General features: G+C 49.8%; 25 protein-coding genes. 11 read left to right on the forward strand and 14 right to left on the reverse strand.

Features of this window, described 5'->3' with window-relative positions; translation table 11 throughout:
• Nucleotides 1–146 precede the first annotated feature (146 nt).
• The 3 genes from MN202_RS02145 to gpmM form a co-directional block, all read right to left on the reverse strand.
• Nucleotides 147–920, reverse strand: coding sequence for a divergent polysaccharide deacetylase family protein (locus MN202_RS02145; protein WP_335734444.1), 774 nt, complete (start codon nt 918–920; stop codon nt 147–149).
• A 90-nt stretch (nt 921–1,010) separates the two neighbouring features.
• The gene (locus MN202_RS02150) at nt 1,011–2,147 is read right to left on the reverse strand and encodes a murein hydrolase activator EnvC family protein (protein WP_335734445.1); all 1,137 of its coding nucleotides are present in this window, start codon (nt 2,145–2,147) and stop codon (nt 1,011–1,013) included.
• Entirely contained in the window at nt 2,147–3,691 is a 1,545-nt protein-coding gene (gpmM, locus tag MN202_RS02155; protein WP_335734446.1) for a 2,3-bisphosphoglycerate-independent phosphoglycerate mutase, read from the reverse strand. Before gpmM ends, MN202_RS02150 begins: the two co-directional genes overlap by 1 nt.
• Before the next feature lie 169 nt (nt 3,692–3,860).
• Between gpmM and MN202_RS02160 the strand changes: the two genes are divergently transcribed.
• From MN202_RS02160 to gpsA, 4 genes are read left to right on the forward strand one after another with little or no spacing between them, the layout of a single operon-like run.
• On the forward strand, nt 3,861–4,295 hold the full coding sequence (locus MN202_RS02160) for a rhodanese-like domain-containing protein (RefSeq protein ID WP_335734447.1): 435 nt from the start codon (nt 3,861–3,863) through the stop codon (nt 4,293–4,295).
• 2 nt (nt 4,296–4,297) lie between these two features.
• Nucleotides 4,298–4,555 carry a glutaredoxin 3 gene (grxC, locus tag MN202_RS02165; RefSeq protein ID WP_335734448.1) on the forward strand — a complete coding sequence of 86 codons (258 nt, stop codon included), beginning with the start codon at nt 4,298–4,300 and terminating at the stop codon, nt 4,553–4,555.
• A gap of 19 nt (nt 4,556–4,574) precedes the next feature.
• Nucleotides 4,575–5,063, forward strand: coding sequence for a protein-export chaperone SecB (secB, locus tag MN202_RS02170; RefSeq protein ID WP_335734449.1), 489 nt, complete (start codon nt 4,575–4,577; stop codon nt 5,061–5,063).
• 3 nt (nt 5,064–5,066) lie between these two features.
• Nucleotides 5,067–6,074: an NAD(P)H-dependent glycerol-3-phosphate dehydrogenase gene (gpsA, locus tag MN202_RS02175; RefSeq protein WP_335734450.1), complete on the forward strand. Its 1,008-nt coding sequence runs from the start codon at nt 5,067–5,069 to the stop codon at nt 6,072–6,074.
• A gap of 1 nt (nt 6,075) precedes the next feature.
• Here the strand turns inward: gpsA and MN202_RS02180 are convergent, their stop codons facing one another.
• The 5 genes from MN202_RS02180 to MN202_RS02200 all read right to left on the reverse strand — a co-directional run bounded on the left by MN202_RS02180 (nt 6,076) and on the right by MN202_RS02200 (nt 11,635).
• Nucleotides 6,076–7,953 carry a GGDEF domain-containing phosphodiesterase gene (locus tag MN202_RS02180; RefSeq protein ID WP_335734451.1) on the reverse strand — a complete coding sequence of 626 codons (1,878 nt, stop codon included), beginning with the start codon at nt 7,951–7,953 and terminating at the stop codon, nt 6,076–6,078.
• 74 nt (nt 7,954–8,027) lie between these two features.
• Complete coding sequence (gene trmL, locus MN202_RS02185; RefSeq protein WP_335734452.1) at nt 8,028–8,498, reverse strand: tRNA (uridine(34)/cytosine(34)/5-carboxymethylaminomethyluridine(34)-2'-O)-methyltransferase TrmL; 471 nt, start codon at nt 8,496–8,498, stop codon at nt 8,028–8,030.
• Nucleotides 8,499–8,542: 44 nt separating this feature from the next.
• Nucleotides 8,543–9,547: an alpha/beta fold hydrolase gene (locus tag MN202_RS02190; protein ID WP_335734453.1), complete on the reverse strand. Its 1,005-nt coding sequence runs from the start codon at nt 9,545–9,547 to the stop codon at nt 8,543–8,545.
• Between the two features lie 31 nt (nt 9,548–9,578).
• Nucleotides 9,579–10,943 carry an ATP-binding protein gene (locus MN202_RS02195; protein WP_335734454.1) on the reverse strand — a complete coding sequence of 455 codons (1,365 nt, stop codon included), beginning with the start codon at nt 10,941–10,943 and terminating at the stop codon, nt 9,579–9,581.
• Complete coding sequence (locus MN202_RS02200) at nt 10,943–11,635, reverse strand: response regulator transcription factor (protein ID WP_335734455.1); 693 nt, start codon at nt 11,633–11,635, stop codon at nt 10,943–10,945. Before MN202_RS02200 ends, MN202_RS02195 begins: the two co-directional genes overlap by 1 nt.
• Before the next feature lie 137 nt (nt 11,636–11,772).
• Between MN202_RS02200 and MN202_RS02205 the strand changes: the two genes are divergently transcribed.
• The gene (locus tag MN202_RS02205) at nt 11,773–12,240 is read left to right on the forward strand and encodes a Spy/CpxP family protein refolding chaperone (RefSeq protein ID WP_335734456.1); all 468 of its coding nucleotides are present in this window, start codon (nt 11,773–11,775) and stop codon (nt 12,238–12,240) included.
• A gap of 30 nt (nt 12,241–12,270) precedes the next feature.
• On the opposite strand, the gene glnG is transcribed toward MN202_RS02205, so the two are convergent.
• The 4 genes from glnG to glnA all read right to left on the reverse strand — a co-directional run bounded on the left by glnG (nt 12,271) and on the right by glnA (nt 16,895).
• Nucleotides 12,271–13,680, reverse strand: coding sequence for a nitrogen regulation protein NR(I) (gene glnG, locus MN202_RS02210; RefSeq protein WP_335734457.1), 1,410 nt, complete (start codon nt 13,678–13,680; stop codon nt 12,271–12,273).
• A gap of 4 nt (nt 13,681–13,684) precedes the next feature.
• Complete coding sequence (gene glnL / locus MN202_RS02215) at nt 13,685–14,761, reverse strand: nitrogen regulation protein NR(II) (RefSeq protein WP_335734458.1); 1,077 nt, start codon at nt 14,759–14,761, stop codon at nt 13,685–13,687.
• 78 nt (nt 14,762–14,839) lie between these two features.
• Entirely contained in the window at nt 14,840–15,361 is a 522-nt protein-coding gene (locus tag MN202_RS02220; RefSeq protein ID WP_335734459.1) for a DUF4124 domain-containing protein, read from the reverse strand.
• A gap of 124 nt (nt 15,362–15,485) precedes the next feature.
• Nucleotides 15,486–16,895 carry a glutamate--ammonia ligase gene (gene glnA / locus MN202_RS02225; RefSeq protein ID WP_335734460.1) on the reverse strand — a complete coding sequence of 470 codons (1,410 nt, stop codon included), beginning with the start codon at nt 16,893–16,895 and terminating at the stop codon, nt 15,486–15,488.
• Between the two features lie 347 nt (nt 16,896–17,242).
• Between glnA and typA the strand changes: the two genes are divergently transcribed.
• The 6 genes from typA (at nt 17,243) to MN202_RS02255 (ending at nt 23,001) form a co-directional block, all read left to right on the forward strand.
• Entirely contained in the window at nt 17,243–19,078 is a 1,836-nt protein-coding gene (gene typA / locus MN202_RS02230) for a translational GTPase TypA (protein WP_335734461.1), read from the forward strand.
• Between the two features lie 127 nt (nt 19,079–19,205).
• Nucleotides 19,206–20,105, forward strand: coding sequence for a virulence factor BrkB family protein (locus tag MN202_RS02235; protein ID WP_335734462.1), 900 nt, complete (start codon nt 19,206–19,208; stop codon nt 20,103–20,105).
• A gap of 1 nt (nt 20,106) precedes the next feature.
• Entirely contained in the window at nt 20,107–20,544 is a 438-nt protein-coding gene (gene dtd, locus MN202_RS02240; RefSeq protein WP_335734463.1) for a D-aminoacyl-tRNA deacylase, read from the forward strand.
• A 14-nt stretch (nt 20,545–20,558) separates the two neighbouring features.
• Nucleotides 20,559–21,470, forward strand: a complete 912-nt coding sequence (locus MN202_RS02245; RefSeq protein WP_335734464.1) for a bifunctional GNAT family N-acetyltransferase/hotdog fold thioesterase — start codon at nt 20,559–20,561, stop codon at nt 21,468–21,470.
• Complete coding sequence (locus tag MN202_RS02250; protein ID WP_335734465.1) at nt 21,467–22,276, forward strand: NAD(P)-binding domain-containing protein; 810 nt, start codon at nt 21,467–21,469, stop codon at nt 22,274–22,276. Before MN202_RS02245 ends, MN202_RS02250 begins: the two co-directional genes overlap by 4 nt.
• Before the next feature lie 110 nt (nt 22,277–22,386).
• On the forward strand, nt 22,387–23,001 hold the full coding sequence (locus MN202_RS02255; RefSeq protein ID WP_335734466.1) for a restriction endonuclease: 615 nt from the start codon (nt 22,387–22,389) through the stop codon (nt 22,999–23,001).
• A gap of 162 nt (nt 23,002–23,163) precedes the next feature.
• Here the strand turns inward: MN202_RS02255 and MN202_RS02260 are convergent, their stop codons facing one another.
• Nucleotides 23,164–25,194, reverse strand: a complete 2,031-nt coding sequence (locus MN202_RS02260; protein ID WP_335734467.1) for a methyl-accepting chemotaxis protein — start codon at nt 25,192–25,194, stop codon at nt 23,164–23,166.
• A 249-nt stretch (nt 25,195–25,443) separates the two neighbouring features.
• Nucleotides 25,444–26,172, reverse strand: coding sequence for a histidine utilization repressor (gene hutC / locus MN202_RS02265; RefSeq protein WP_335734468.1), 729 nt, complete (start codon nt 26,170–26,172; stop codon nt 25,444–25,446).
• Nucleotides 26,173–26,259 lie beyond the last annotated feature (87 nt).

The raw sequence follows: 26,259 nt of genomic DNA on the forward strand, positions 1-26,259 counted from the left end.
ATAAAAAAGGCCTACAGAAGTTATTCTGTAGGCCTTTATATACCAGCCTCTGGATCGGTCAACTGATCTGAAAAATTTTTATCTGATCGGCATTACGGCCTTTGCCGGGTGTTTTTTTGCTGCAGCTAGCGGCAGACAATAGCGGCTTACTGCGGCGCCGACACCGCCGGTGCTGTAAAGCCGGCTGCAATAACATCGTGGTGCTGCGGTAACAACTGAGAAATACTAACCAGCTGTATGCCTTGTTGTTGCAATTTAGGCAGTTGTTTACGCAAAAAGCTATAGGTTTCAGGGTACGGATGCGCAATGGCGATAGCGCTGTTGCGTTTACGGGCAATACGCAGCAAGGTTTCAAACTGTCTGGCAATGGCCGCTTCGTTCTGATCGTTGTCCAAAAACACTTGCCGGCTTAAGTTTGTCACACCGTACTGGCGGGCGTATTTTCCGGCCTGGCTTTTTGCTGTGGTCAGGCTGTCTACAAAAAACAAATGTCGCTTGCGCAAATACTCCATGGTCCAGGCCATTGGCTCGGCTAACTCCGTGTAGTGGCTGCCCATATGGTTATTTATCCCAATAGCATAGGGAATGTCGGCCAGAGCGGCTTGCAGCGTTTGTTGTACTTGTTGCTTACTCATTTCGCCGGTCAGGGCGCCGGGGCCTGGCGCTTTGCCGTTACTTGCCTGCATTGGCATATGCAGCATAATATCTTTTTGCTGCATAAAAGCATGTTTTGCCGCTTTATTGCCATAAGGCGTGTGTGGCAGTACCGCAAAAGTTAACGGAAACGGCAGATCTATCAGTTTTAAATCGGCTTTCTGATAGCCGATATCATCAATGATGATGGCAATTTTCGGTGTGTCAGCAAAGCTGGGGCTGGCAAAGCTCAGCAGGCTAATTGCTAAAGCAGTAAATAGTCGCACGATATTATTATTCTCAGTTGCGTCCGGCGCTTGTGTTGAAATCCATTGTCATCAGTATAAGTGCAAGCCTTGGTGATGGCATTATGTTTTTTATCTTGATTTGTTTAACCATTGCAAAGGGTTAACCGCTTCGCCTTTATTGCGTATTTCAAAATACAAGCCAGCACTGGCCTGGCCGCCACTCATACCGGCCAATGCAATGCCTTCGCCGGCGCTGATGCGGGCACCGGGTTGTTTTAGCAGGTTCTGGTTGTGGCCATACAAACTCATGTAGCCATTGCCATGATCCAGCACTATCACCCAGCCATAGCCTTTTAGCCAGTCGGCATAAATGACCTGGCCATCGGCAATGGCATGCACCGTTGCGCCTTCACTGCTTTGGATCAGAATACCACGCGATGACATACCGCCCTGGCGACTTTCACCAAATCGTTGCAGTAAAGTGCCTTTAAGCGGCCAATTTAACGTGCCTTTTTGGCCACTCAGGCCAGCCAGTTCGAGACTTTGTTGCGCCCGTTTACGCAGCTCTTCCAGTGTGGCCTGCAAGCTGGCTTCGTTTTGGCGCAGATAATCCAACTGGCGGCCTTGTTGCGTTAAGGTTGTTTGTAATGCGGCTAACGCTTGCTGTTGGCTGGCTTTGGCACTCTGCAGTTGTTGTTGCTGCTGTTGCAAGGTACGCAGCGTATCGGCGAGTTGTTGCTGTTTGTCGGCAAGTTCCGCCAGCACCTGCTGCAGTTCGGCGATGGTTTCGTTGAGCTGCTTAAGTTGCGCCAAACGGGCGCTGTTGAAATACTGGTAATAACTTAACACCCGTTCCAGTTTGCCGGCATCTTGTTGATTTAACAGCATGCGGCTGTAGTCGTGCTGGCCCAGACTGTAGGCACTTTTTAACTGCGAAGCCAATAACTGCTGCTGCTGTGCCAAGCGTTGCTGCAGTTCGGTTTTTTGCTGGTTGAGCTTTTGTTCCTGCCCGATCAGTTGCTGCCGTTGCTGCTCAGTGCTGTGCATTGCGGCTGACGCTTTCGCCAGGGCGCGATCGGACTGCTGCAATTGCTGCTCGGCCTGCTCCAGTTGTTGCTGCTGCTGTTTTAGCTGACGTTCTGTCAGCTGAATTTGCTGCTGCAGCTTGGCCAGTTCCTGCTCTTGTTGCTGCTGTGCCAGCGCCGGGCTTAGCGCCAGTGCAGCCAGCAGGCTACAGCACAGCAGTGAAAACAAATTAGTGGGCATTACTTAGGCTGCAACAGTATTTTGCCGGTCATTTCTTCCGGGATAGCTAAGCCCATCAGGTGCAGCATAGTCGGCGCTATATCGCTTAAAATGCCGCCTTCGGTTACCGTCGCGTCGCGGCCAACATATATTAAAGGTACCGGGCCGCTGGTGTGAGCCGTGTGCGCCTGACCTGAATCGGTATCCAGCATCATTTCGGCATTGCCATGATCTGCGGTGATCAGACACTCGCCACCCACTTCCCGCAATGCAGCTACAACCCGGCCAATACAGCTGTCAACAGCCTCAACTGCCTTAATTGCAGCCGACATTACACCGGTATGGCCAACCATATCACCGTTCGGGTAGTTGCAAATAATCACGTCAAAATCACCGCTGTGAATGGCGCCAACCAGCTTGTCCGTTAACTCGGCAGAGCTCATTTCCGGTTGCAAATCATAGGTAGCCACCTTAGGTGAGTCGATTAAAATGCGCTGCTCACCGTCGAATAAATCTTCGCGGCCACCACTGAAGAAAAAGGTAACATGAGCATATTTTTCGGTTTCGGAAATCCGTAACTGGGTTTTGCCGAATTTGGCTAACCATTCACCCAGTACATTGTTCAGGCTTTGTGGCGGATAAGCACACTGAGCTTTTATATCGGCGGCATACTCGGTAAGCATAACAAAGCTGCCAAGAGCAGGACGGTGCTGGCGGTTAAAACCGCTAAAGTTGTCATCGGTAAAGGCCCGGCTAAACTGGCGGGCCCGGTCGGCACGAAAATTCATAAAGATTAACGCATCGCCATCCTGCATCTGCACCGGGCTGGCGCCAGCAGGTATTATGGCCGTAGCTTTTACAAACTCATCATTTTCGTCGCGTTGATAGGCCATGTCTAACGCCTGCAGCGCATTGTCGGCATGAAACTCTGCTTTGCCCTGGGTTAACAGATCATAGGCCTGCTGTACTCTGTCCCAACGTTTATCACGGTCCATCGCATAGTAGCGGCCAATAACCGAGGCAATTTGACCACTGCCGGTACGGGCAAAATGCGCCTGTATTTTTTCCAGCGACGCTTTGGCGCTGCGCGGCGGCGTGTCACGGCCATCCAAAAATGCATGCAGGTAAATCGGGCCTGCGCCTTCACGCTCGGCTAACTCTATCATCGCCAGTAAGTGATCTTCATGGCTGTGTACGCCACCTGGCGATAACAAGCCCATCAGATGTACCGCTTTTCCTTGCTGTTTGGCTTGCTGTACCGCACCCTGCAGTACAGGGTTAGTATAAAAATCGCCGTCACTAATCGCCTTGGTAATGCGGGTAAAATCCTGATACACCACGCGGCCAGAGCCAAGGTTTACATGGCCAACCTCAGAGTTGCCCATCTGGCCATCTGGCAAACCGACATCCAGGCCCGAGCCTGAAATTAAACTGTGCGGGTAGTCGCGCCACAGGCTATCCATGATCGGGGTATTGGCCTGCGCAATGGCATTATTACTGCTTTCTTCACGATAGCCCCAGCCATCAAGAATTAATAACACCAAAGGTTTTTTGCGACTGCTCATGAGAACTCCATATCAGAATAAAAGAAGGCGAAAACGGCGACTATCTTACCGCAATTTGTACAATTCTCCAGCCCTGAACAATATTCGCCTGCCATTACAATGCTGCTTTTAGCCATTAAACTGAGTATACTCTGCGCTGGTTTTTACTTCGATAATAAGCAGAGACGCTATGCAGCAGTACATTGAGTTTTTCAGTAATCATCCTATTTTAAGCGCTATTTGGGTGGTGTTGTTTATCATGCTGATTGCCAGCTGGATAAAATCACTATTTTCCGCGGTAAAACAAATTACCCCAACCGAGCTTACGCTACAGGTTAACCGGCACAATGCCCAGGTCGTCGATATTCGCCCCGAAGCCGACTATAACAAAGGCCATATTACCGCGGCGCGTAACATCAGCCTGGCAGATATTGAAAAACAACAGCTGGCAGGGCTTGAAAAACACAAAGCTGAGCCCATTATTCTGGTATGCCAGGCTGGTATCAATGCACAAAAAGCTGCGGCCAGTTTGTTAAAGCAAGGCTTTACCACTGTATCAGTGTTACAGGGCGGCATGGGCAGCTGGACCGGTGCCAGTTTGCCGGTAGTGAAATCGAAGAGGTAATGATGTCGCATGTGACTATTTACACCAAAGCGTATTGTCCTTATTGTGTTCGCGCCAAATCCGTACTGGATAATAAAGGCGTCAGCTATCAGGAAATCCGTATTGATGAGCAGCCAGAGCTGCGCCCCGAGATGATCGAGCGTGCCGGTGGCAGAACCACAGTGCCACAAATTTTTATTGGTGAGCGCCACATAGGTGGATGTGATGACATGCTGGCGTTAGATGTCAGCGGGAAACTCGATCCGTTATTAAATTCATAATTTTATTACAGGTATTATCATGGCCGAACAACAAGCAAACGGCGTTGCAACTGAGCAGCAAGGTGTACAATTCGCAATTCAGCGTATTTTTGTTAAAGATATTTCGTTTGAAGCGCCAAATGCGCCAGCTATTTTCCGCAAAGAATGGAAGCCGGAAGTGAAGCTGGATTTAGACACCCGCAGCGAAAGACTGGAAGACAATACGTTTCAGGTGGTGTTGTCACTAACGGTTACCACTACTGTTGAAAACGAAGTAGCCTTTCTTTGTGAAGTACAACAAGCCGGTATCTTCTCTATTGGTCAATTAGAAGATGCGCAAATGGCACATATGTTGGCATCATTTTGCCCTAACGTACTGTTCCCGTATGCACGTGAAGCCGTGTCAAACCTGGTTAACCGTGGCACCTTCCCACAACTGAACCTGGCGCCGGTAAACTTTGATGCGCTGTTTGCACAATATGTGCAGCGCCGTCAGACCGAAGCTCAAGCTGTTAAAGCAGACGCTTAACGCATGCAAGCTGCCGCGATAGCAGTACTGGGGGCAGGGTCTTATGGCACTGCCCTGGCTATTTGCCTGGCACGTAATGGTAATAGCATTACGCTGTGGGGCCGCAATGCGCAGGATATGGCTGATATGGCCCGGCAACGGCTGAATCAAAAATACCTGCCGAATATCACATTACCTGACACATTGCAGCTGACCGCTGATTTAGCCGCAGCGGTGGCCAGTAGCAGGGATATATTGCTGGTCGTTCCCAGCCATGCTTTTGCCGAAACGCTGCAACAAATTAAGCCTTTTTTGCGTGCCGACGCCCGTGTTGCCTGGGCAACCAAAGGGCTGGAGCCAGAGACCGGCCGACTGTTGCAGGATGTCGCGCATGATATCCTCGGCGACAAGGTATCATTAGCGGTGTTTTCCGGCCCGACTTTTGCCAAAGAAATGGCCATGGGAATGCCAACAGCCATTTCACTTAGCTCTACCGACAACGCCTTTATTCAGGAATTGTCAGACTTACTGCATTGTGCCAAAAGTTTTCGCGTTTATACCAACCCCGATTTTATCGGTGTGCAACTTGGTGGTGCGGTAAAAAATGTTATTGCTATCGGTGCCGGTATGGCCGATGGTATTGGTTTTGGTGCCAATGCTCGTACCGCATTGATCACCCGCGGCCTGACAGAAATGTGCCGGCTGGGCTGTGCCTTGGGTGCCAAAAAAGACACCTTTATGGGCATGGCAGGGCTGGGTGACTTGGTGTTAACCTGTACCGATAACCAGTCGCGCAATCGGCGTTTTGGTTTGCTGCTGGGGCAGGGCACTGCCGTTGATGAAGCGATGGCGCAAATTGGTCAGGTGGTAGAAGGCTACCGTAACGCCCGCGAAGTATATAATCTGGCGCAACGCGTGGGGGTAGAAATGCCGATCACCGAGCAAATATACCAGGTGTTGTATCAAAACAAAGACGTTAAGTTGGCGGCAGTAGATTTGCTGGGCCGCGAGAAACGTGACGAAGTCAGTTAAATTAATTTAGTACCTTGCGCACCAGGCGGTTCTCTTTTGCCAGCACCGCCGGTATGTCTGATGCAGGAATAGCTTTGCTAAATAAATGGCCTTGCAGAATATCGCAACCCATTACATGTAACAGGTAAGCCTGCATTTCATTTTCTATGCCACTGGCCACTACATCAAGATGCAAATACGACGCCAGCCGGATCAAGCTGGCGGTGATGTTACGTTGTTGCTCGTTATGCTCCATTTCTTTGATGTACGCCGGCGCAATTTTTACGCTGTGTAGCGGCTGTTGGCGCAATACTGACAGTGACGACATGCCCTCACCAAAGTTATCCAGGGTCAGATAAAACCCGAGCTGCGCCAGTTGCTGTAAGGTTGCCTGTACTTGCTCATCGGCCTGCAGCAGCGTGTCTTCATCCAGTTCAAACTCAAACATGTCTGCGGTTAGGGCAAAGGCAGCCAGTTGCTCGTTGAGGTAACTGACAAAGTCGGATTGTTGCAGGCTTAACGCCGAAATATTTAAAGCCATGCGGCCACGGTTGATATCTGTTTTACGCCACAGCTGCAACTGGCTGCAGCATTTGCTAAATGCCAGCCGCTCCAGTTGTATTGTCAGGCCACTTTCATCTGTAATAGCCAAAAAGTGCTGCGGTAACAATATACCGCGCCGTGGATTGTGCCAGCGTAACAGCGCCTCGTAGCCTACCACCCGGTTGCTGCCGATACTGATCCGTGGTTGATAGTACAGTTCAAATTCATCTTGCGTGATCGCTTTTTGTAACTCAGATTCTAACGCCTGATATTCGCTGCCGCGATGGGCAAAGGGCGCATCTGCAAACGCCATGCGACTGTGGCCGGCTTTGGCTGCTTCAACCAAAGCGGCTGAAGCGGCAAGCACTAATTCAGTGGCGGAATCAGAATCTGTCGAAAATACGCTGATACCTATGGTGGTTTGTACTGGTCCGCCGGACGCAGTTGCGGTGAGCTCTGCCAGTTTTAAGATTTTGTGGCCTAACCGGTTTAGCTGTAACTCTGTATTATCCTGGCACAGGTGCTGCGGAACCAAAATGGCTAGGGTATCAACACTGTAGCGGGCAACGATACAACCCTGGCTCACCACATCTGACATGCGGTTGGCCAGCTGCACCAGCGCTTTTTGTAAATCAAACACCGGGGCAACCGCCGCCGGTTGCAGTAATTTGTTGAGTCTGACCAGCATCACCGCAAAAGGCAGATGCGACGTATTGCTGATCTGAACTAACGTATGTAAATACTCGGTCATTAATACCGGACTGTATAAACCGGTAGCGTTGTCGTACAGCACATTGCTGTTGTTTTGTTGTTGCTGCTGCAACAAGTTGCTGATATCACGGCCAAGCAGCAGGTGCTTAGCGTCTGGCTGCAGCGGGGCTGTTATTGCCACTGACAGCGGTATTCTGCCACTGTTGGTTTGCAGCCAGGCTTCGCCGTGCCAGCCATTGCTCAGGTCAAGATCTGATAACAGTAGCACCGCACTGTCGTTTTTAACGTACAACGGTAAGTCAGAGTTCAATGCTGTTGTAGTGCTATCTAAGCGGGCAGCCAAAGCCGGGTTAATAAAGCGGCTACTGCGATCTGACGCCAGGATGGCAATAAAGTCTTCTGATTGCTGTAAAAAAGCGTTGTGTAACCGGTTTTTGCTTAGCAGACTACGGTTTTGGCGCCGTAGTTTCTGATTAAAGATGGATAAAGAAACAATGCCAAATAGCAATAACGCTAAAGCGACGCCAGTCAGAATGGCCGCAGAGGAACCGGCGGTCAATACAATATTGTCCTGAATTGTCTGATTTGCCAGTGCCTTAGGCACTGACAAGCAGGCAGTACAAGACAACCAGCGCAGAGGTGGCATAGTTTCGACATCCTTGTTATCGAGCTCAACAGCAATAACTATAGCTGCACTGTATCAGGTATTGCAAACCGCATTTACAGGTTACGGGCACCCGGATAATCGAGTTGGCGCCAGGATTCGTAAACAAATACCGCAACAGCATTGGATAAATTCATCGAGCGGCTGTTTGCTGTCATTGGGATCCGCAACCAATGGGCAACAGGTAACTGTTGCAGTACCTCTGCGGGCAAACCGCGGCTTTCTGGGCCGAAAAGTAAAGCATCACCGGCCTGGTAGCTAACGTCGCTGTGCCGGGTATTGCCTTTAGTGGTGCAGGCAAACAGCCGTTTCGGGGCTACGCTGGCAATAAATTCAGCAAAATTAGCATGGCGTTGCACTTCAGCAAATTCGTGGTAATCCAGCCCGGCGCGGCGGATGCGCTTGTCGTCCCAGGCAAACCCCAGAGGCTCAATTAAATGCAGCTTAAAGCCGGTGTTGGCACAAAGGCGGATAATATTGCCGGTATTAGGTGGGATCTCAGGTTCAAACAATACTACATCTAACATGACTGACTCCATAATGGCAGGGCGCTAGTGTAGCAAAATCAGAGTTATGTTGGCAGCTGCTGTAAAAACTGATTAATAGCATTAAAAGCTTGCTGACGGATATTGTCTGATTCCATAAAAATTTCATGCCGGGCCTCAGCTAATGCGACTTTTTGCTTTAACACCGAGTCTGGGAGCCTTGCAAACCACAGGTTTTGCGCATGATTACTAACGACCTTGTCGGCGCTTGCCTGCAGCAGTAACAGCGGCGTCTGCCAGTGTTGCGCCTGCGATTGTATATGCGCCATAGCGTGGATGGCCGCGTTTATCCAACTGGTGGTAACTCCGCCTAGCTGTGCCTCAGGGTTGTCACGGTATAGTTGCATCAGCCATTGAAAGCGCTCTGCGCAACTGGTTAGCGGATTGTGCTCAAATGCTTTTTCTGCATAGTTACCCTGGCCGGGGAAATACCAGGGTTCAGCACTGCAAGTACGGTTAATGGCGCCAAATGCCACTGCCAGCGACAACGCCAGCCGGTAAGGTACCAGGCCGGTATAAATACCCAGCATCGGCGACGCGAGAATGGCCGCGTTGAACGGGTGCGGATGTGATTGCATATAGCCGGCCAATATCGCGCAGCCCATCGAGTGGCCTAAGGCGATATGACGCTTATGCCCGGCCGGCACAACGACATGGTCAATAAAGTGTGCCAGGTCTTGCTGGTATTGCTGAAAGCTACTGACATAGCCTTTGTGCGGATTGCGCAGCTCACGCTGCGACAACCCCTGACCGCGGTGGTCAAGTATATAGACACTGTAACCGGACTGAACCAGTTCAAAACTCAGTTCGGCGTATTTTAGCGCCAGCTCCATTCGTCCTGGGCTTATAACTATGGCCTGTTGTGCATGCTCTGAACGGTGGCAGTAATAGCGCAGTTGCAGTTTATCTGCCGTGGTTAGTACTCCACTTTGCATAGACTGCCACAGCGGCAGATATCTGTCGCGCCAGTTGGCAGATATAGCTTGGGCTGTACCCAAAGTTTCCAGCGGCAGGAAGGCAACTGTCGTCAAAATACCACACCTTGTGTTACTGATCAGTCTGCTAGTTTAACGGCAACTGAAGACTGATACAAAGGCCGCCTTCGCTACGATTGGCCGCACTGACGCTGCCACCATGTTGGCGGATAATTTGTGCCACGATAGCCAGGCCCAGACCTGTGCCGCCACTTTGGTTGTCACGGCTGTCGGATACGCGATAAAAAGGTTCAAAAATGGCCTGCAGTTTATCGTTGGCAATGCCAGGCCCCTGATCACAAATCTGAAGCAAAACCCGGCCGGGTTGTTGCTGCAACTGACAGCGTATTTCACCGCCCTGCGGGCTGTATTTAATGGCATTACGCAGCACATTCTCAATGGCACGCCCCAGTAAGCGCTGATCGGCGATAAGGCTCAGTGGCCCGCTTGTCAGGATGTTAATCTGTTGCTGTTTGGCATCGGCTTCTACCTGGTTCAGCTCTGTTAGTTCCTGCATTAGCTCGTTCAGATTAACCGCTGTTTTATTCAGTTGATATTGGCCGGCATCCAGTTTGCTGTATGTCAGCAGTTCATCCAGCATGCTATCAAGCCGCTCCAGCTCCTGGCTGATCCTTGGGATCTGTTGCAAGGTGCCTGTGCGTTCTGTCAAACCCAATGCCAGCTGGGCTCTGGCCAGTGGTGAGCGCAATTCATGCGAAATATCGCGTATGAGTCGTTGCTGATTGGTCAGTAAACCACTGATTCGCTCGGCCATAGTGTTAAAGCTGTGGCCGAGTAAACCCAGTTCATCTTTACGTTTTATCAGCCCGGTAACCCGGCTGTTGAGTTGGCCGTCAGCAAACTGCAAATTACGCTGCAGCAGTTCGCGCAGCGGTCTGGAAATTGATATTGCCAGCACAAAACTGGCCACCGCAGAAATCAGCAAGGTAAACAGCAACAATACTTGCTGCGGAACCTGGGTTAAATGCCACCAGGGCCTGGCGGGGCGCTCGCGCTTTTGGTACAACGCCAGAGTGTGTCCATCCAGGTTTAGTAAAAATGGGCCGGCCAGCGAGATGTTGTCATGGCGCAGCCAACGTGGTTTTTCCAGCCGTGAAAGTTCGGTAAGCCAATGCTGATCGAAGGCCGCTGGCAGCAAGCCGGGAGTAAGAACCGTATTGGTTTGGGCATCTACGACTAACCAGTGATCGGGCCTGGCGCGCTGTAAGCGAGCTATCAGCTGATTGGCATTTTTGCTGTTGCTAAAGCCTTGCAGTTGTTGCTGCACCTGTGCAACTATCGATGCCGGCAGTCGACGTATTTCAGTGCGCTCTGTCAGCGCACGTGACATTGCCAGGGTTACAAACACCGCACTGAGCAACACCAGCCAAAACCAGATGAAAATGCGGCCGGCCAGATAACGAAATGGATTAAGGTGGGCTAACCAGTGCATTAATCACCTGCTATGAATAAGTAGCCGCTACCACGTAGCGTCTGGATTTTTTCATCGGTACTAAACTGCGCCAGCTTTTTACGGATATTGCTAATATGCATATCCAGACTGCGGTCATACATCTGCAACCGTTTACCCAGCACCTCAAGGCTTAACTCATCTTTCGTCACAACTTCGCCGGAGCGGCGCATCAGTTGCTCCAGTAGCTGGAATTCAGTTGCCGTAAGAGCAACAGGTTGACCATTGCAGCTTAGTTGACGGTTAGCTGTGTTAAGTACAACACTGTTTAAATTAAATACTGTTTGTTCGCCAGCGGGGGCCCTGGTTAGCTCTACCCGGCGCAATATGGCTTTAATGCGGGCAACCAATTCACGCGGGTTAAACGGCTTGGCCAGATAATCATCGGCACCTAATTCTAAGCCGACAATACGATCGACGTCGTCTCCGCGGGCTGTCAGCATCAGTACAGGGCAATAGTGAGCGTCGGCGCGTAAATGCTTCAGTACGGTTAGGCCGTCCATGCCAGGTAGCATAATGTCGAGTAGAATAAGCTGATAATTGCCTTGTGTGGCCATTTCCAAGCCCTGGCGGCCATCATGTGCCGCTTTGAATTCATAACCGTCCAGTGCCAGATATTGCGCTACCAGTTCACACAAACCGGTGTCGTCATCAATCATCAGAATTGCAGGCATAGTGTCTCCTTCTTTATGCCGAGTTTACCCAATGTCAGCGCTGGGCAACACTGCTTTACAGAATCTTTACCCGGCCTTTGCGTTGCTTTGCAATCCAGGGTTTAAGCTGTCAATGTCCAAACAGAGGAGTTTGCCTAATGAAATTATCTACCCTGATGTTCACTGCAGCCGTAGTGGCTGCCGCTACAGCTAGTGCGCCGGTTATTGCCGATACCGGGCGCCATGCAGATAAACAACATGCCGGTAAAGCAATGCACGCTGGCCGGCAAGGGCCACTGCAACATTTGCTGGCAGATATTGACTTACAGCCTGAACAAAAATCGCAGATTAAACAGCTGATGCAGCAGTATCGTGCAGAGATGCGGGCGGCAAAAACAGCCAGCCGCGAGCAAATGCAAACGCTGATGCAGGCTGACAATTTTGATGAACAGCAGGCGCGTCTGTTATTACAGCAACAACAAGACAACAGAGTTGAGCGGCAGTTAAGCCGGATCAAATTGCGACACCAAATCCTGCAAATACTCAACGATGAACAGCGGCAACAGGTTAAAACGAATGCTGCCAAACGCTGGCAAAACAAAGCTGCGGCCCGCCACAGCAGTTAACAAAAATAACAGTAGCGGGTGTTGTGCCCGCTATTCTATATTCAGCTCTTTAAGTTTGCGCGTCAGCGTGTTGCGGCCCCAGCCCAGGCGTCTGGCCGCCTCTTGCTTATGGCCATGAGTGTATTGCAATGCCTGCTGCAATACAGTGCGTTCAAACTCCGGCCCAGCTTCAGCCAGAATGTTTTCTGCACCAGCATTAAGTTGCTGGCTAATCCAGTTGGCCAGCAATTCCTGCCAGCTGCTTGCCATGCCATTGCTTAGTAAAGACGGGCTTTTCGCGGGTGTCATCAGCTCGGGCGGCATATCCGCTGGCACAATTTGTTTGCCACTGGCCATTACCGTTAACCAGCGGCAGGTGTTTTCTAACTGGCGTACATTGCCGGGCCAGTCCAGCTGTGTCAGCAGTTGCTCGGCGTCCTTTGTCAGGGTTTTTGCCTCAACATTCAACTCTTGTGCTGCCTGCAGTAAAAAATGTTGCGCCAGTTTGGCTATGTCCTGTTTGCGCTCTTTTAGCATGGGTAAATGAATGCGGATCACGTTTAAACGGTGAAATAAATCTTCACGAAACTTACCTTCGCGCACCAGCTGTTCCAGGTTTTGATGGGTAGCGGCAATAATGCGCACATCAACACCAATAGCCTGATGACCGCCAACGCGATAAAACTGGCCGTCGGCCAATACCCGTAGCAACCGTGTTTGCACATCCAGCGGCATATCGCCTATTTCATCCAGAAACAGGGTGCCGCCATCGGCTTGTTCAAAGCGACCTTTACGTAAGTTGTTGGCGCCGGTAAAAGCGCCTTTTTCATGGCCAAACAGTTCAGACTCAATGAGATCTTTCGGGATCGCGGCCATATTTAACGCGATAAAAGGTTGCTCTGAGCGTGGGCTGTGCTTGTGCAGCGCGCCGGCAACCAGTTCTTTACCGGTGCCAGACTGGCCATTGATCAATACACTGATGCTGGATCGAGCTAAGCGGCCAATAGCGCGGAACACCTCCTGCATAGCAGGCGCTTCACCAATAATTTCCGGCGACAGGGCGGGGGCCTGTGATTTTGCGGTCGGCCGGCGTGAGTTAGCATGCTCCAATGCCCGGCTGATAAGGGCTACGGCATCATTAATATCAAAAGGTTTTGGCAGATACTCAAAAGCACCGCGTTTAAAAGCGTTGACGGCGCTGTCGAGGTCGGAATGCGCAGTCATGATAATTACCGGCAGCTCTGGTGCCAGCTGCTGCAACTTACTTAACAGCGCCATGCCGTCAGTGCCCGGCATACGAATATCCGATACCACTACCGCGGGTTGGTCATATTCGAGCCGTTGTAACATTAAATCGGCAGAAGCATAGCTTTCACATAATATATCCGCTCGGGCCAGTGCTTTTTCCAGCACCCAACGGATAGAATTATCGTCATCAATAATCCACACAGTATGACTCATGTATTCAATCCTCAGTGTCGGCAATAGGCAGGTACAACGTAAATTCGGTGTGGCCTGGCCAACTGTCGCAGTCGATCCAGCCACCGTGTTGATGGATCAGGGTTTGGGCAATGGAGAGACCAAGGCCGGTGCCGCCGGCTTTACCACTAACCATAGGGTAAAATAAGGTATCGCGGATCCCGGCAGGGATACCGGGACCATTGTCAGTCACTCTGATCATGGCAACCAGTTTGTAGCGCTTACCATGCAGGGTATGTTGATACAGTACACGGCTTTGCAGGCAGATTGCCGGCTCTGACGTGTGCTCCAGCGCTTGTTGGGCATTGCGTACTATATTAAGCAACGCCTGCTGCAATAATTCCGGGTCGAAAGCAAAATCAGGGATGCTGGGGTCGTAATCGCGGCTGAATTGTACAGCGGAAGGGTTGTCCATCAGGGCCAGCTGCCGCACCTGTTCTATCATCTGGTGCAGGTTGCTGTTGATCCGCTGTGCCGCCCGATAGGGACCCAGCAGCCGATCGACTAAATTACGTAACCGGTCGGCCTGGGCAATAATCAGCTGGGTGTATTCCTTTAAATCATCGGACAGCGATTCTTCCAGTAATTGTGCAGCGCCCCTTAAGCCACCCAGCGGGTTTTTTATTTCATGCGCCAGGCCACGGATTAACTCCCGCGCGGCTAAATGCTGATGTTGTTGCAGGCTTTCCAGGCTAATCTTACGTTGCTGATCTACCTGGCGTAACTCAAGCAGTAAATAACCGGCTGGCCGTTCGCTGATGGTGACACTGATATCCAGCAATAAATGGCGGCCGTCAGCCAGCACAGCCTGTACATCACTGACACTAAAACCCTGCTTGGCGGCAATGGCACCGGCAAAATGCTCAGTGCTGATATCAATATGCTGAAATAGCTCAGGAAAATACTGTTCAGACAGACGTTTTTCGCCCAGGCCCAACACCGCACAACAGGCTGTATTGAAATAACGGATATGTAACTGACTGTCCAGCAGCATTATTGCTGTGGTCAGCTGGGCGGTGATCTGGGCCGCTAACTGCGCTGTGCTGATTTCTTGTGGCGTCACTGTTCCATCCTTTGCACTCAAATGGTGCAGCTGGATGGCAGTGTAATTCAGATTTACCTGAATTGCACAGCGCCTGCACTAATTTGGTGAAATTACCGAAGCTCTATGTAAATAGAAGGTTGTTACAGGACTTGTTGCAATAAGCTTGCCGTTTTGGTCGAATAATTCCATTTGTAGTTTGTGTTCGCCACGATCAACTTCACGCAGAATAAAAACCGCAGAGTTTTGTGGTTGGCCCTGCGGCTTACCGTCTAACAGTAAACGTAAACGCAAGCCCCGTTCAAACATCGGATTCACTTTGCCTGATACGTAAACCGATCCGGTATTGTCGCGCACGGTACCTTGTTCTTCCGGTTGTACTATTTCAACGTTAAAGGCTTCAATTTCTTCTTTGCGCGTGTTTGGTAAGGTGGCGTCAGTAGCCGCCATAATATTTGCTCTCTGGCTAAGGTTTACTTCTTCGGCACCTGGTTGCGGGCTGTCAGAAAACACCAGTACGCCGTTAGCATCGCGGGTAACAAAAACTTTTTTCGATTGCTGTGCCTGTAATGGCGTGACAGCAAATAAGAAGACGGCAATAAAAAACAGTATTTTTTTCATGTGTTGTACAGCATCCGGTCATTGTTATTATTGTAGTTCCATCGGATTACTCTAGCTTGCTTTAGCTGATAATTCTACAAAAAAAAAGCCCACCTAAGTGAGCTTTTTAACAGCATTAGAAGCTTTATACGCTGTAGTACAGTTCAAATTCAAGTGGATGTACTGCGACTGCAACTTTGCGTGCTTCAGCGCGTTTGATGTCAATATAGGCATCAATCATCGCATCAGACATTACGCCGCCTTTGGTAAAGATAGCGCGGTTTTTATCCAGTTCATTTAGTGCTTCTTCCAGTGAGGAGGCAACTTGTGGGATATTCGCGGCTTCTTCTGCTGGCAGATCGTATAAATCTTTGTCCATCGCATCGCCAGGATGGATTTTATTCTGAATGCCATCTAAGCCAGCCATCAGCTGAGCAGTGAATGCCAGATACGGGTTTGCTGCCGGATCCGGGAAGCGGCATTCAATACGGCGTGCTTTGGCGCTAGGCACCAATGGAATACGTATTGACGCTGAACGGTTACGGGCAGAGTATGCCAACATAACTGGCGCTTCGTAGTGTGGTACTAAACGCTTGTACGAGTTAGTTGATGGGTTGGTGAACGCGTTCAGTGCTTTAGCATGCTTGATAATACCGCCAATGTAATACAGCGCCAGCTCTGACAAACCGGCATATTTATCGCCGGCAAACAGGTTAACACCGTCTTTAGCCAGTGACTGGTGGCAGTGCATACCTGAACCGTTATCGCCTACCAATGGTTTTGGCATAAAGGTAACGGTTTTGCCGTATAAGTGGGCAACGTTGTGGATAACGTACTTCAGTTGCTGCACTTCATCCGCTTTCTTCGTTAAGGTATTAAAACGGGTCGCAATTTCGTTTTGGCCGGCTGTTGCCACTTCGTGGTGATGCGCTTCAACGGTCTGGCCCATCTCTTCCAGTACCATACACATGGCGCTACGAATATCGTGACCTGAATCTACCGGTGGTAATGGAAAGTAACCGCCTTTTACTCCAGGACGGTGGCCTTTGTTGCCTTCTTCGTAGCTGGTACCTGAGTTCCAGGCTGCTTCAGTTGAGTTAATTTTGAAGAACGAGCCCGACATTGTGGTTTCAAAACGGATATCATCAAACATAAAGAATTCTGGTTCCGGGCCAAACAGCACGGTGTCAGCAATGCCGGTTGACTTCAGGTATTCTTCAGCACGTTTGGCGATAGAGCGTGGGTCACGGTCATAACCCTGCATGGTGCTTGGTTCAATAACATCACAGGTAATGTTTAATGTGGTTTCTTCAAAAAACGGGTCCAGTACAGCGCTGCTGGCATCTGGTAACAGGATCATGTCGGAATCGTTGATGCCTTTCCAACCCAGAATAGAAGAGCCATCAAACATCTTACCGTCTTCAAAAAAGTCGTCGGTGATCTGATTAACCGGAACGGTAACATGCTGCTCTTTACCTTTAGTGTCAGTAAAACGTAAATCGACAAACTTTACTTCATTTTCTTTAATTAAACTCAGTACAGATGATGCAGACATGCATTCCTCCAAATTGACCTGTTTTGAACTATTTAAGCGGTGTTGCGCCATTAAATGCCAGATATATGCCAATCATTTAAGTTGTTGATTTAAAATAACATGCATTATTGCGCGACGCTTAGGATTTGGCGTATTGCACGATTATGGTGCATTGCTGTGCTGTTATGGTGCGTTACGGCAGGGCTAAGTGTAGATGCTGAATTTGCTGTTGGGAAAAAAAATCGCTAAAACTGCAGTTGCTGTTTTTCTTTCCTGTTAAAAACAGAGTAGAATATGCGCCCTTTCGTTTTAGTTAGTTTTGCCTGGTGGTCATTACGGTCATCTAGTGCCACAGAGGATATATTTACATGAGCGTTACCGCGACCTACTTAGACAAGCTGCGCAATGTTGCCATTATTGCGCACGTTGACCATGGTAAAACTACTTTGGTTGACAAACTGCTACAGCAGTCTGGCACTTTCGACGCCCGCGCCAAATTACAGGAGCGCGTTATGGATTCGAATGCGCAGGAATCTGAGCGCGGTATAACTATCCTGGCAAAAAACACCTCGGTGCGCTGGAACGGTTACCACATCAACATTCTTGATACCCCCGGTCACGCCGATTTCGGCGGTGAAGTAGAACGCGTATTGTCGATGGCTGACTCAGTACTGTTACTGGTTGACGCGGTTGACGGCCCGATGCCGCAAACGCGCTTTGTAACGCAAAAAGCCTTTGCCCACGGTTTAAAGCCTATCGTAGTCGTGAATAAAATTGACCGTCCGGGCGCACGGCCAGATTGGGTTATCGACCAGGTGTTCGATTTATTCGATAACTTAGGTGCAACCGACGAGCAGCTGGATTTCCCTATTGTTTATGCATCTGCTTTAAACGGCTGGGCTACGCTGGATTACAACGAGCCGAAAACTGATATTACTGATCTGTTTGAAGCCATTGTTAAGCATGTCGCACCTCCAGCGGTTGAACTGGACGGTGAAACCCAGCTGCAGGTATCGCAACTGGATTATTCAAGTTACTTAGGTATTATCGGTATCGGCCGCATTAAACGCGGCAGCCTGAAGCCAAACCAGCAGGTTACCATTATAGGCGCCGATGGCACTAAGCGTAATGGCAAAGTTGGTCAGGTGTTTGGTTACCTCGGGTTAGAACGGGTTGAAACCACAGAAGCTTCTGCTGGTGACATTGTGGCCTTTACTGGTCTGGGCGAGCTGAAAATCTCTGACACTATCTGTGCTACCACTAAAGTAGAAGCACTGCCGGCACTGCAGGTAGATGAGCCTACTGTTACCATGACATTCCAGGTAAACACTTCACCTTTCGCTGGTAAAGAAGGTAAGTTTGTTACTTCGCGTCAAATTTTAGAGCGTTTAACGCACGAGCTGAAACATAACGTGGCATTGCGGGTTGAAGAAACCGCTGACGGCGATAAATTCAAAGTGTCAGGTCGTGGTGAATTACACCTGGGGGTATTAATTGAAAACATGCGCCGCGAAGGTTTTGAATTAGCGGTATCACGGCCAGAAGTTATTATGAAGACCGTTGATGGTGTGCGGATGGAGCCGATGGAAAACGTTACCATCGACTGTGAAGAGCAAAACCAGGGTTCTATCATGGAGCGTATGGGCGAGCGTAAAGCTGAAATGACCAACATGCAGCCAGATGGTAAAGGCCGTATCCGCATGGATTTCCAGATGCCAAGCCGTGGTTTAATCGGTTTCCGTACTGAGTTTATGACGATTACCTCTGGTACCGGTTTGATGTACCACAGCTTTGACCACTACGGTACGCATAAAGGTGGCACTATCGGTCAGCGCACTAATGGTGTGATGATCTCTAACGCCATGGGCAAAGCCGCCGGTTATGCCATTTTCTCGTTGCAAGAACGTGGCCGGATGTTTATCAGCCATGCCGAAGAAGTGTACGAAGGTCAGGTTATCGGTATTCATAGCCGTAGCAATGACTTAACAGTTAACTGTTTAAAAGGTAAGCAGTTAACCAACGTACGTGCTTCAGGTACTGATGAAGCAATAAACCTGGTACCACCTATCCGTTACACGCTGGAGCAGGCACTGGAGTTTATTGATGACGATGAACTGGTAGAAGTTACACCTAAGTCTATCCGTATCCGTAAGCGTCACCTGACAGAAAATGATCGGAAACGTGCCAGCCGCAGTGCTGATTAATAGCGTTTTTGTTTAACAGAGCCGGCAATTTGCCGGCTTTTTTATTGGCTGTAAGCCGACGGGCAGTACTGGTTGCAAGCCGGAATTTCTTGTATCCTCTGGCGTTATCAGCTGACACGGAGACCTTATGCAGCGTACATGGCTTACTTACTGGCAATCCGGCCTGCGATTTATCCGGCTTTACTTGCAGCGCTGCCAGCAAGACCAAATTGGCATGATCGGCGGTTATCTGGCGTATATTTCGCTGCTGTCGCTGGTACCATTGATTGCGGTAATGTTTTCTATGCTGAAAGCCTTTCCGATGTTTAATCAGTTTCGGCAAAATATTGAAGCCTTTGTCTATGCCAACGTGATCCCATCTCGCGGCGAAGAAATTCAGACATATGTTAGCCAGTTTATTGGTAATACCGGCGGTATGACGGCTGTCGGCATTTCCGCACTGGTGTGTGTGGCCTTGTTGTTGATCCACAATATAGATAAATCTTTAAACAAAATCTGGCGGGTCAGTAAAAGACCGAGGCCTATCATCTCATTTTCTATTTACTGGATGATTTTAACGCTGGGCCCGATTTTGTTTGGTTCTTCAATAGCGCTGAGTTCTTACCTGATTGGTTTAACCCGCTTTGCCGATGATTATACGCCGGGTTTGTCGACACTATTGCTTGGCATAGTGCCGTACCTGATGTCGTTGGCGGCATTTTTTATTTTGTATTTGGTCGTGCCGAATATAAAAGTACGTGCCCGGCACGCCCTTTGTGGCGCCTTACTGGCCATGTTGCTGTTTGAGTTATCTAAACGCGGCTTTGCACTTTACATAACTCATTTCCCGGCATACGACACTATTTACGGTGCCTTAGCATTGGTACCAATACTGTTTGTCTGGATTTATCTGTGTTGGCTGGTGGTGTTGCTTGGCGCAGAGCTAACCGCTTTGTTGCAGCAAATCGCCGCCGATACTGAACAAGCAGATATTGACGACCCGGACCAAAACAATCCGGATGACGATAGTTCAGAGACAAAGCTGTAATATGAAAGCACTAATACAACGCGTGAGTAGCGCATCGGTTGCCGTGGCCGGTGAGACGCTAGGGCAAATTGAGCACGGTTTGTTGATTTTGCTTGGTGTTGAAGCCACTGACACGCCAGCTGATATCGTTAAACTGGCGCACAAGGTGTGCCATTACCGGGTGTTTGCCGATACCGGCGGTAAAATGAATTTAAATGTGCAACAGGCATCGGGCAGTTTGCTGGTGGTGTCTCAGTTTACCCTGGCAGCTGACACGCAGTCTGGTTTACGCCCCAGCTTTACGCCGGCGGCAAGCCCCGACAAGGCGTTGGAATATTATCAGCAGTTTATTGTCCAATGTCAGGCGCTTGGCCTCAATGTTGCCAGCGGACGTTTTGCCGCCGATATGCAGGTTAGCCTGGTCAATGATGGCCCTGTCACGTTTTTATTGCAAAGTTAATGAGGAATTCCCCTATGCGGCACTGGCAAATACGTAGTCCGGCCAATGATGCCGAATGGCAGCAATACTTTCAGTTGCGTTATCAGATACTGCGCGCCCCCTGGCAACAAGCACCGGGCTCTGAACGGGATGAATTGGAAGCGCAGGCTTATCATCTGATGCTGCTAAGTCCACAAGGTGAACTGGCCGCGGTCGGGCGACTGCACCGGCTGGATGACCGTACAGCTCAGGTGCGCTACATGGCGGTAGCTGAAGCTTTTCGTGGCCAGGGCGCTGGCGCGCATGTACTGGATGCGCTGGAGCAGCAGGCTGTGGACTGGGGCTGTCACAGGCTTAAACTGAATGCCCGCGATAGTGCCAAAGGTTTTTATCAGCGCGCGGGTTATCAACAGCAAGCAGCTGCAGCGCCTATGTTTGGTATCCCTCATTGGTTGATGCAGAAATCGCTACGCTTAGAGGGTACAGAGCAACAATTTCAGCATTGGTGCAATGAGCTGAACACCACCTGGCAGCAGACCATACCGCTAACAGCTTATATGCAACTGGATATCAGCCAGTTTGATGGTGCGAGTCTGTTGTGCAGTGCGCCGCTGGCGCCGAACATTAACCTGCATCGCACTATGTTTGCCGGCAGTATTTATGCACTGGCGACGTTAACCGGTTGGGGCATGTTATATCTGCAGTTGAAGCAGCTTGGTTTAACCGGCGATCAGGTACTGGCCGATGCCAGTATTAAGTACCGCCGTCCGGTAGAGCAACTTCCCAGTGCCCGTTGCTCGTTACGTCATTGCATTGGTGACTTGTCCGCTTTAACGCAGGGTAAAAAAGTGGTGCAACAAATTAAGGTGGAGATTTACTCGGGCGATACACTGGCGGCAGAGTTCTCGGGACGTTATGCGGTTTTACCGGTTAAGGCAAAACAATGAAAATAGTCATAGTTGGCTGTGGCTGGTTGGGAACCCAGCTGGCGGGAGCGTTGTCTGCAGCTGGTCATCAGGTTTATGCCAGTCGGCGCCAGGCACAAAACCTGGTTAATTTACCCGACGCTGTCCGGCCTCTGCTGCTGGATTTATCGGCCGACAATACAACGTCGCAGGTTTATGCGGCGCTGGAAGGCGCAATAGTAATCTGTGCTATTCCGGCTGGTAGTCGCAGCGGTGCTACCGGTCATTATGCCGATGCCTTAAGCCGGTTGACGCTATTAATGCAGCGAGCGGGCAGTTTGGCGGCAATCCATTTCAGTTCATCAGGTATTTATCAGGGGCTAAGCGGCGATGTCGATGAAACGGCTGCTTTGTGCATGGATATTGAGCGGGTTGCACTTTTGGCGAACGGTGAGCAGATCCTGCAGCAAGGCATACCGCTGTGCATTACATTACGGCTGGCGGGCTTGATTGGGCCTGGACGTCATCCTGGTCGTTTTGTTGCCGGTAAAGAGGTGGCTAATCCAGAGGGCTTTATCAATATGCTGCATGCAGACGACGCCTGCCGTGCAGTACAGCAGTTGCTTAATAGCCAGACTCTGCAGTCTGCACGCTACAATCTGAGCTGCCCGCTTGCCGTAACACGACGGCAGTTTTATCAGGCGGCCTGCGATAGCCTGCAGGCCCAGGTCAGTTTTTCTGATGATAAGCTGATATCGCATCGTGCATTGGCAGAGCAATTTACGCAGCATTTTGCTTTTCAATATCGTTTTGCCAATGCAGTTGATGCACTAACCTATTGTGATTGATGAAGAAATAATCAAACCAAGCTTTTATAACGCATTTATCAGCTTCTTATCAGGAAATTCTGCCGCGCCGGCCTAATACTCTGCACTCAACGGATGGCGCTGAGGCTGTTATGAACAATAAATGGTTATTAATTTCTTCTGTCAGTACTGCACTAGGTATTGTTGCCGGTGCGGTGTATTTACTGTTTGCCGAGCATTCATTGCTGCTTAGTGATAACAGCTGGGTACTGTCGGCGTTCTGGTCAGCTTTTATGTTGTGGACCTTTGTGTTGATGTTTGTCGTAGCGCTGATTTTTAACGTACTGGCGTTTTTTGAACTGGATGAGCAGCATCAACTGTTTGGTATAGTGTCGCCGTTTAAAAACATGCTATCAGCTGCGGATAAACAACAGCAGTTTATTCAGGATGCGGAGCGCTTACTGCAGACGCAGGGCAAGCTTAGCCATTCAAACCGGGTAGGTGCAGAATATCACTGCCTGCATGGCGATACCGATAAACTGGTTTTGATCCAACAGAACAAACGACAGGTTGATATTAGTCAGGTGCGGGCATTATTCCAGCAGATGTTGGCGGCTGATCTGCCACACGGTTTGGTAGTCAGTTATCACGGTTTTAGTAATCAAGCCTGGATATTTGCGCAGGAAGCAAATATTGATTTACTGGACGCAAAAAGTTTGAAAAAGCAGCAAAAACGTATCCGCGAGCAACAGTTTGCATTAGTTTAGGCGTGATATCACTTTTTCATCGGGTTTTTTATCACTGTTTTGGCAAACTGGTTCGCGAAAGGAATCAATAAAAACAGATGGATAAAATACTTCCTGCCTGGCTGGACTCGTCCAGCCTTTTTATTTGCCTGCAAGGTTGCCTGGCAATAATCTGAGTTTTAGCTACATCACTTTAAACGCGCTGGCTGCCTGTTTTAACTCCAATGCCAGTTTAGACACTCCGTCACTGTGCTGCAGCGTACGCTCGGCTTTTTCACTGCTGACATGTGCCACTTCAATCATTTGCTGCATATTGTCGCCGATGCTGGTGCCCAAATGCAGTTGTTGCTCGGTTGCGGCCGTAACACTGCTGCTAATTTGCTGAGTGTGCGCAATAGCCTGGTTAACCAGGCTTAATGATGACACCAGCTCCTGCATTTGCGCCACACAACTGTCTGCATCACTTTGGCCGTCCGTTACGGCTTGCACAGCCTGGTGGCTTTGCTGTTGCAGTGTTTCGATCATCTGACGAATTTCGTCGGTCGCCTGTTGTGTCCGACCGGCCAGTGAGCGAACTTCATCGGCCACCACAGCAAAACCGCGGCCCTGCTCGCCGGCGCGGGCCGCTTCAATAGCGGCATTTAAAGCCAGCAAGTTGGTTTGTTCGGCGATGCTGCGGATGGTTGTTAAAATGCTGCCAATATTATTGGCTTCATCATTAACCCGGCTCATTACATCACTGGTTGCTGCCAGCTTTTCTGCCAGGTTATTAATGAGTTTGCTGTTTTGTGCCGCTATGCTGTCAATTTGTTTGCTCTGTGCCAGTGCTTGTTGCATCGCATTGGTGGTTTCATTCGATTGTGCCGCTATATCGCGGGTGCTGTCGGCTAACTGATGTGTCACCTGATTAACGTCAGCAATTTGCTGTTGCTGATGTTGTAGCGAGTCGTTTATTTCGCCGACTTCAAACGTGGATTGACGGGCGTTTTCATTAAGTTGCACAGCGTTTTGCTGAATGTTGATGATCAGGCTGCTTAATGAAGCGGTTAAACTGTTTACCTTGGCAGACAAGACGCCAAACTCGTCTTCTGTTTTTATCTGTAATTTACGTGATAAGTCGCCTTTGGCGATATCGCTGAGTACCTTGTTGATACCCGCCAGTGGTTTTAGCATAGTGTTAATGGTCAGGTAGGCAGTGGTGACGGCCAGAACAATCAGCACCAGCATTAACACTAATGTACGGGTGTTACCAGAGCTGACAGAATCTGATACCCGTTGCTGCAGGGTGGTAAATTGACTGTCGGCGGCCGACAGCAGGCTGTCCAGCGCCATGATAACTTGTTCAACCCGCTGTTCTGATAAATTTAGCTGGCTGCGCGCGGCCAGCAATCTGGTGACCTGCTGTAGTTTAATATTCGCCAGGCTGTTGTCTGCCTGCAACCGGCTTGTTAGTTGGGCTAATTGTTCGGTGACAGCTTGCCATAGCCCATCGGTTTCCTGGCCACTAAGCTGGTTTGCCATGTAGTCGATATTGACCTGCATATCACTAAGCGCAAAGCCAACATTTTCCTGGGCGGCTTCCGCAGCAGCCAGTTCACTGTTGGCAGTGACTTCTTTCAGCGTATTCAGTAAGCCCAGCAGCTGGCCATCTATGCGGTTGGCGCTACCGGCAATCAATTCCATCTGCTGTTCACCACCGGGGAATTCCAGATAGGAAATGTCGAGTAGATTGGCGCCTATATTGTCAATCAGCTGCTCCAGCGTCGTAAATTCAGTACTGGCATTTTGCTGTTGCAGGATACTTTGCTGACGCGCGTCGAACATAGCTGCAACAGCGTCGGCATATTGCTGATAGCGTTTGTCGATATCGGCCAACGTTGCGGTAAAGGCCGTCTCTTGTGAAGTTAGTTGCGTCAGACTGGCCAGTTGTGTACGCAAGGTCGTGCTGCCGCTGTTAAATTGTTGCTGGTAGTTGCTGATCTCAGTAGCGCTTTCAGCGGTGTAGCCCAGAGCAGACAGTTTGGCTAATTTTAGCAACTGGATTTGCGCAGCATTACTTTGCTGCTGCACCGGTACCGCTAATTGATTTACCTGATCACTGGATTGGGTAATAGCAGCAAAACTCAGAAGTGCCGAGCCACTGGAGAGCAACAGCAACAGAGCAATAAAACCAAAGCCAATAATGATTTTATGCGCAACTTTTAAGGTGACCACTGAGGCAAACTCCAGACTGTTGCTGTGTCTTAACCATAGACAGCAGCTGTTTGATAAACAAGCTGAAGTTAACAAAGAATCTGGTACTGGTCCAGCCAGAAAAAAGGGAACCTGAACGAAAAAAGGGCAGTAGCACCATTTTGGTGCTGCCATTCTCGTCTGACTGCTTAGGCGGCGGGGCTGCTGCCGTTGCCCTGATGGCAGTATAACAATTGTGTCACGGCCAATTCTTCCGCTGGCTCTGCGTTTTCAGGCAGTTGTGCCTTTGCCGGGTAAGGAAAAATTAAGATGACCGCCTAAACGGTAGCGGCTACCCGGTGAGGTTAAATAGGCCAGACTGACCGCCCCTTCACGGCTAAAAGTGCGGCGGGTCAGACGCAGGCAGGGTTCAGCCTTTTTTAGCATTAAATGCTTGCAGGTAAAATCATCCGGCCAGATTGCCTCGACGGTATGTTCTGCCTCAGTTAATGGCGCAATAAAGCTTAAATACTGATGTGGCGTTTGCTGATTAAAGTCCTGCTTCACATACTCCGGCACCAGCTTAGGGCTAACATAACGCGCTTCAAGCTGCAGTGGTTGCATGTTCTCCAAATGCACAATAAGAGAAAAATATACCGGCTCGTTGCGCTGCAGTCCTAACGCACCGGCAATAACCGCCGGGCAGGGCAGTGCGGTCAGTTGCAGCAGGCTGGCACTGTATGCATGACCGCGGCTGTGAATTTCATCGGCAATATTACGGATCTCTAACAGAGATGATTGTGACTTCAACGCAGCAACAAAGCTGCCAACGCCCTGAGTACGGTATAAAATGCCCTGTTCAGTCAGTTCCTGTACCGCCCGCCGTGCCGTCATGCGGCTAACGCTAAATTGTTCGGCTAACTGGTTTTCGGACGCCACCCGGCTATGTTCGGGCCAGGCACCAATCTCAATCTGGCTTAACATGTACTCTTTTATTTCAGCAAACTTAGCCAGTGCCATAACACTTTCCCTCGTGCAACTTAAAAAAGACTGCGGCTAAGCAAAAAATACTGCAGCTTAATTGTATATACAAGTTGTTGGTGTAAA

The organism is Rheinheimera muenzenbergensis (assembly GCF_036984005.1).
GTDB classification, from domain to species: Bacteria; Pseudomonadota; Gammaproteobacteria; order Enterobacterales; family Alteromonadaceae; genus Alishewanella; species Alishewanella muenzenbergensis.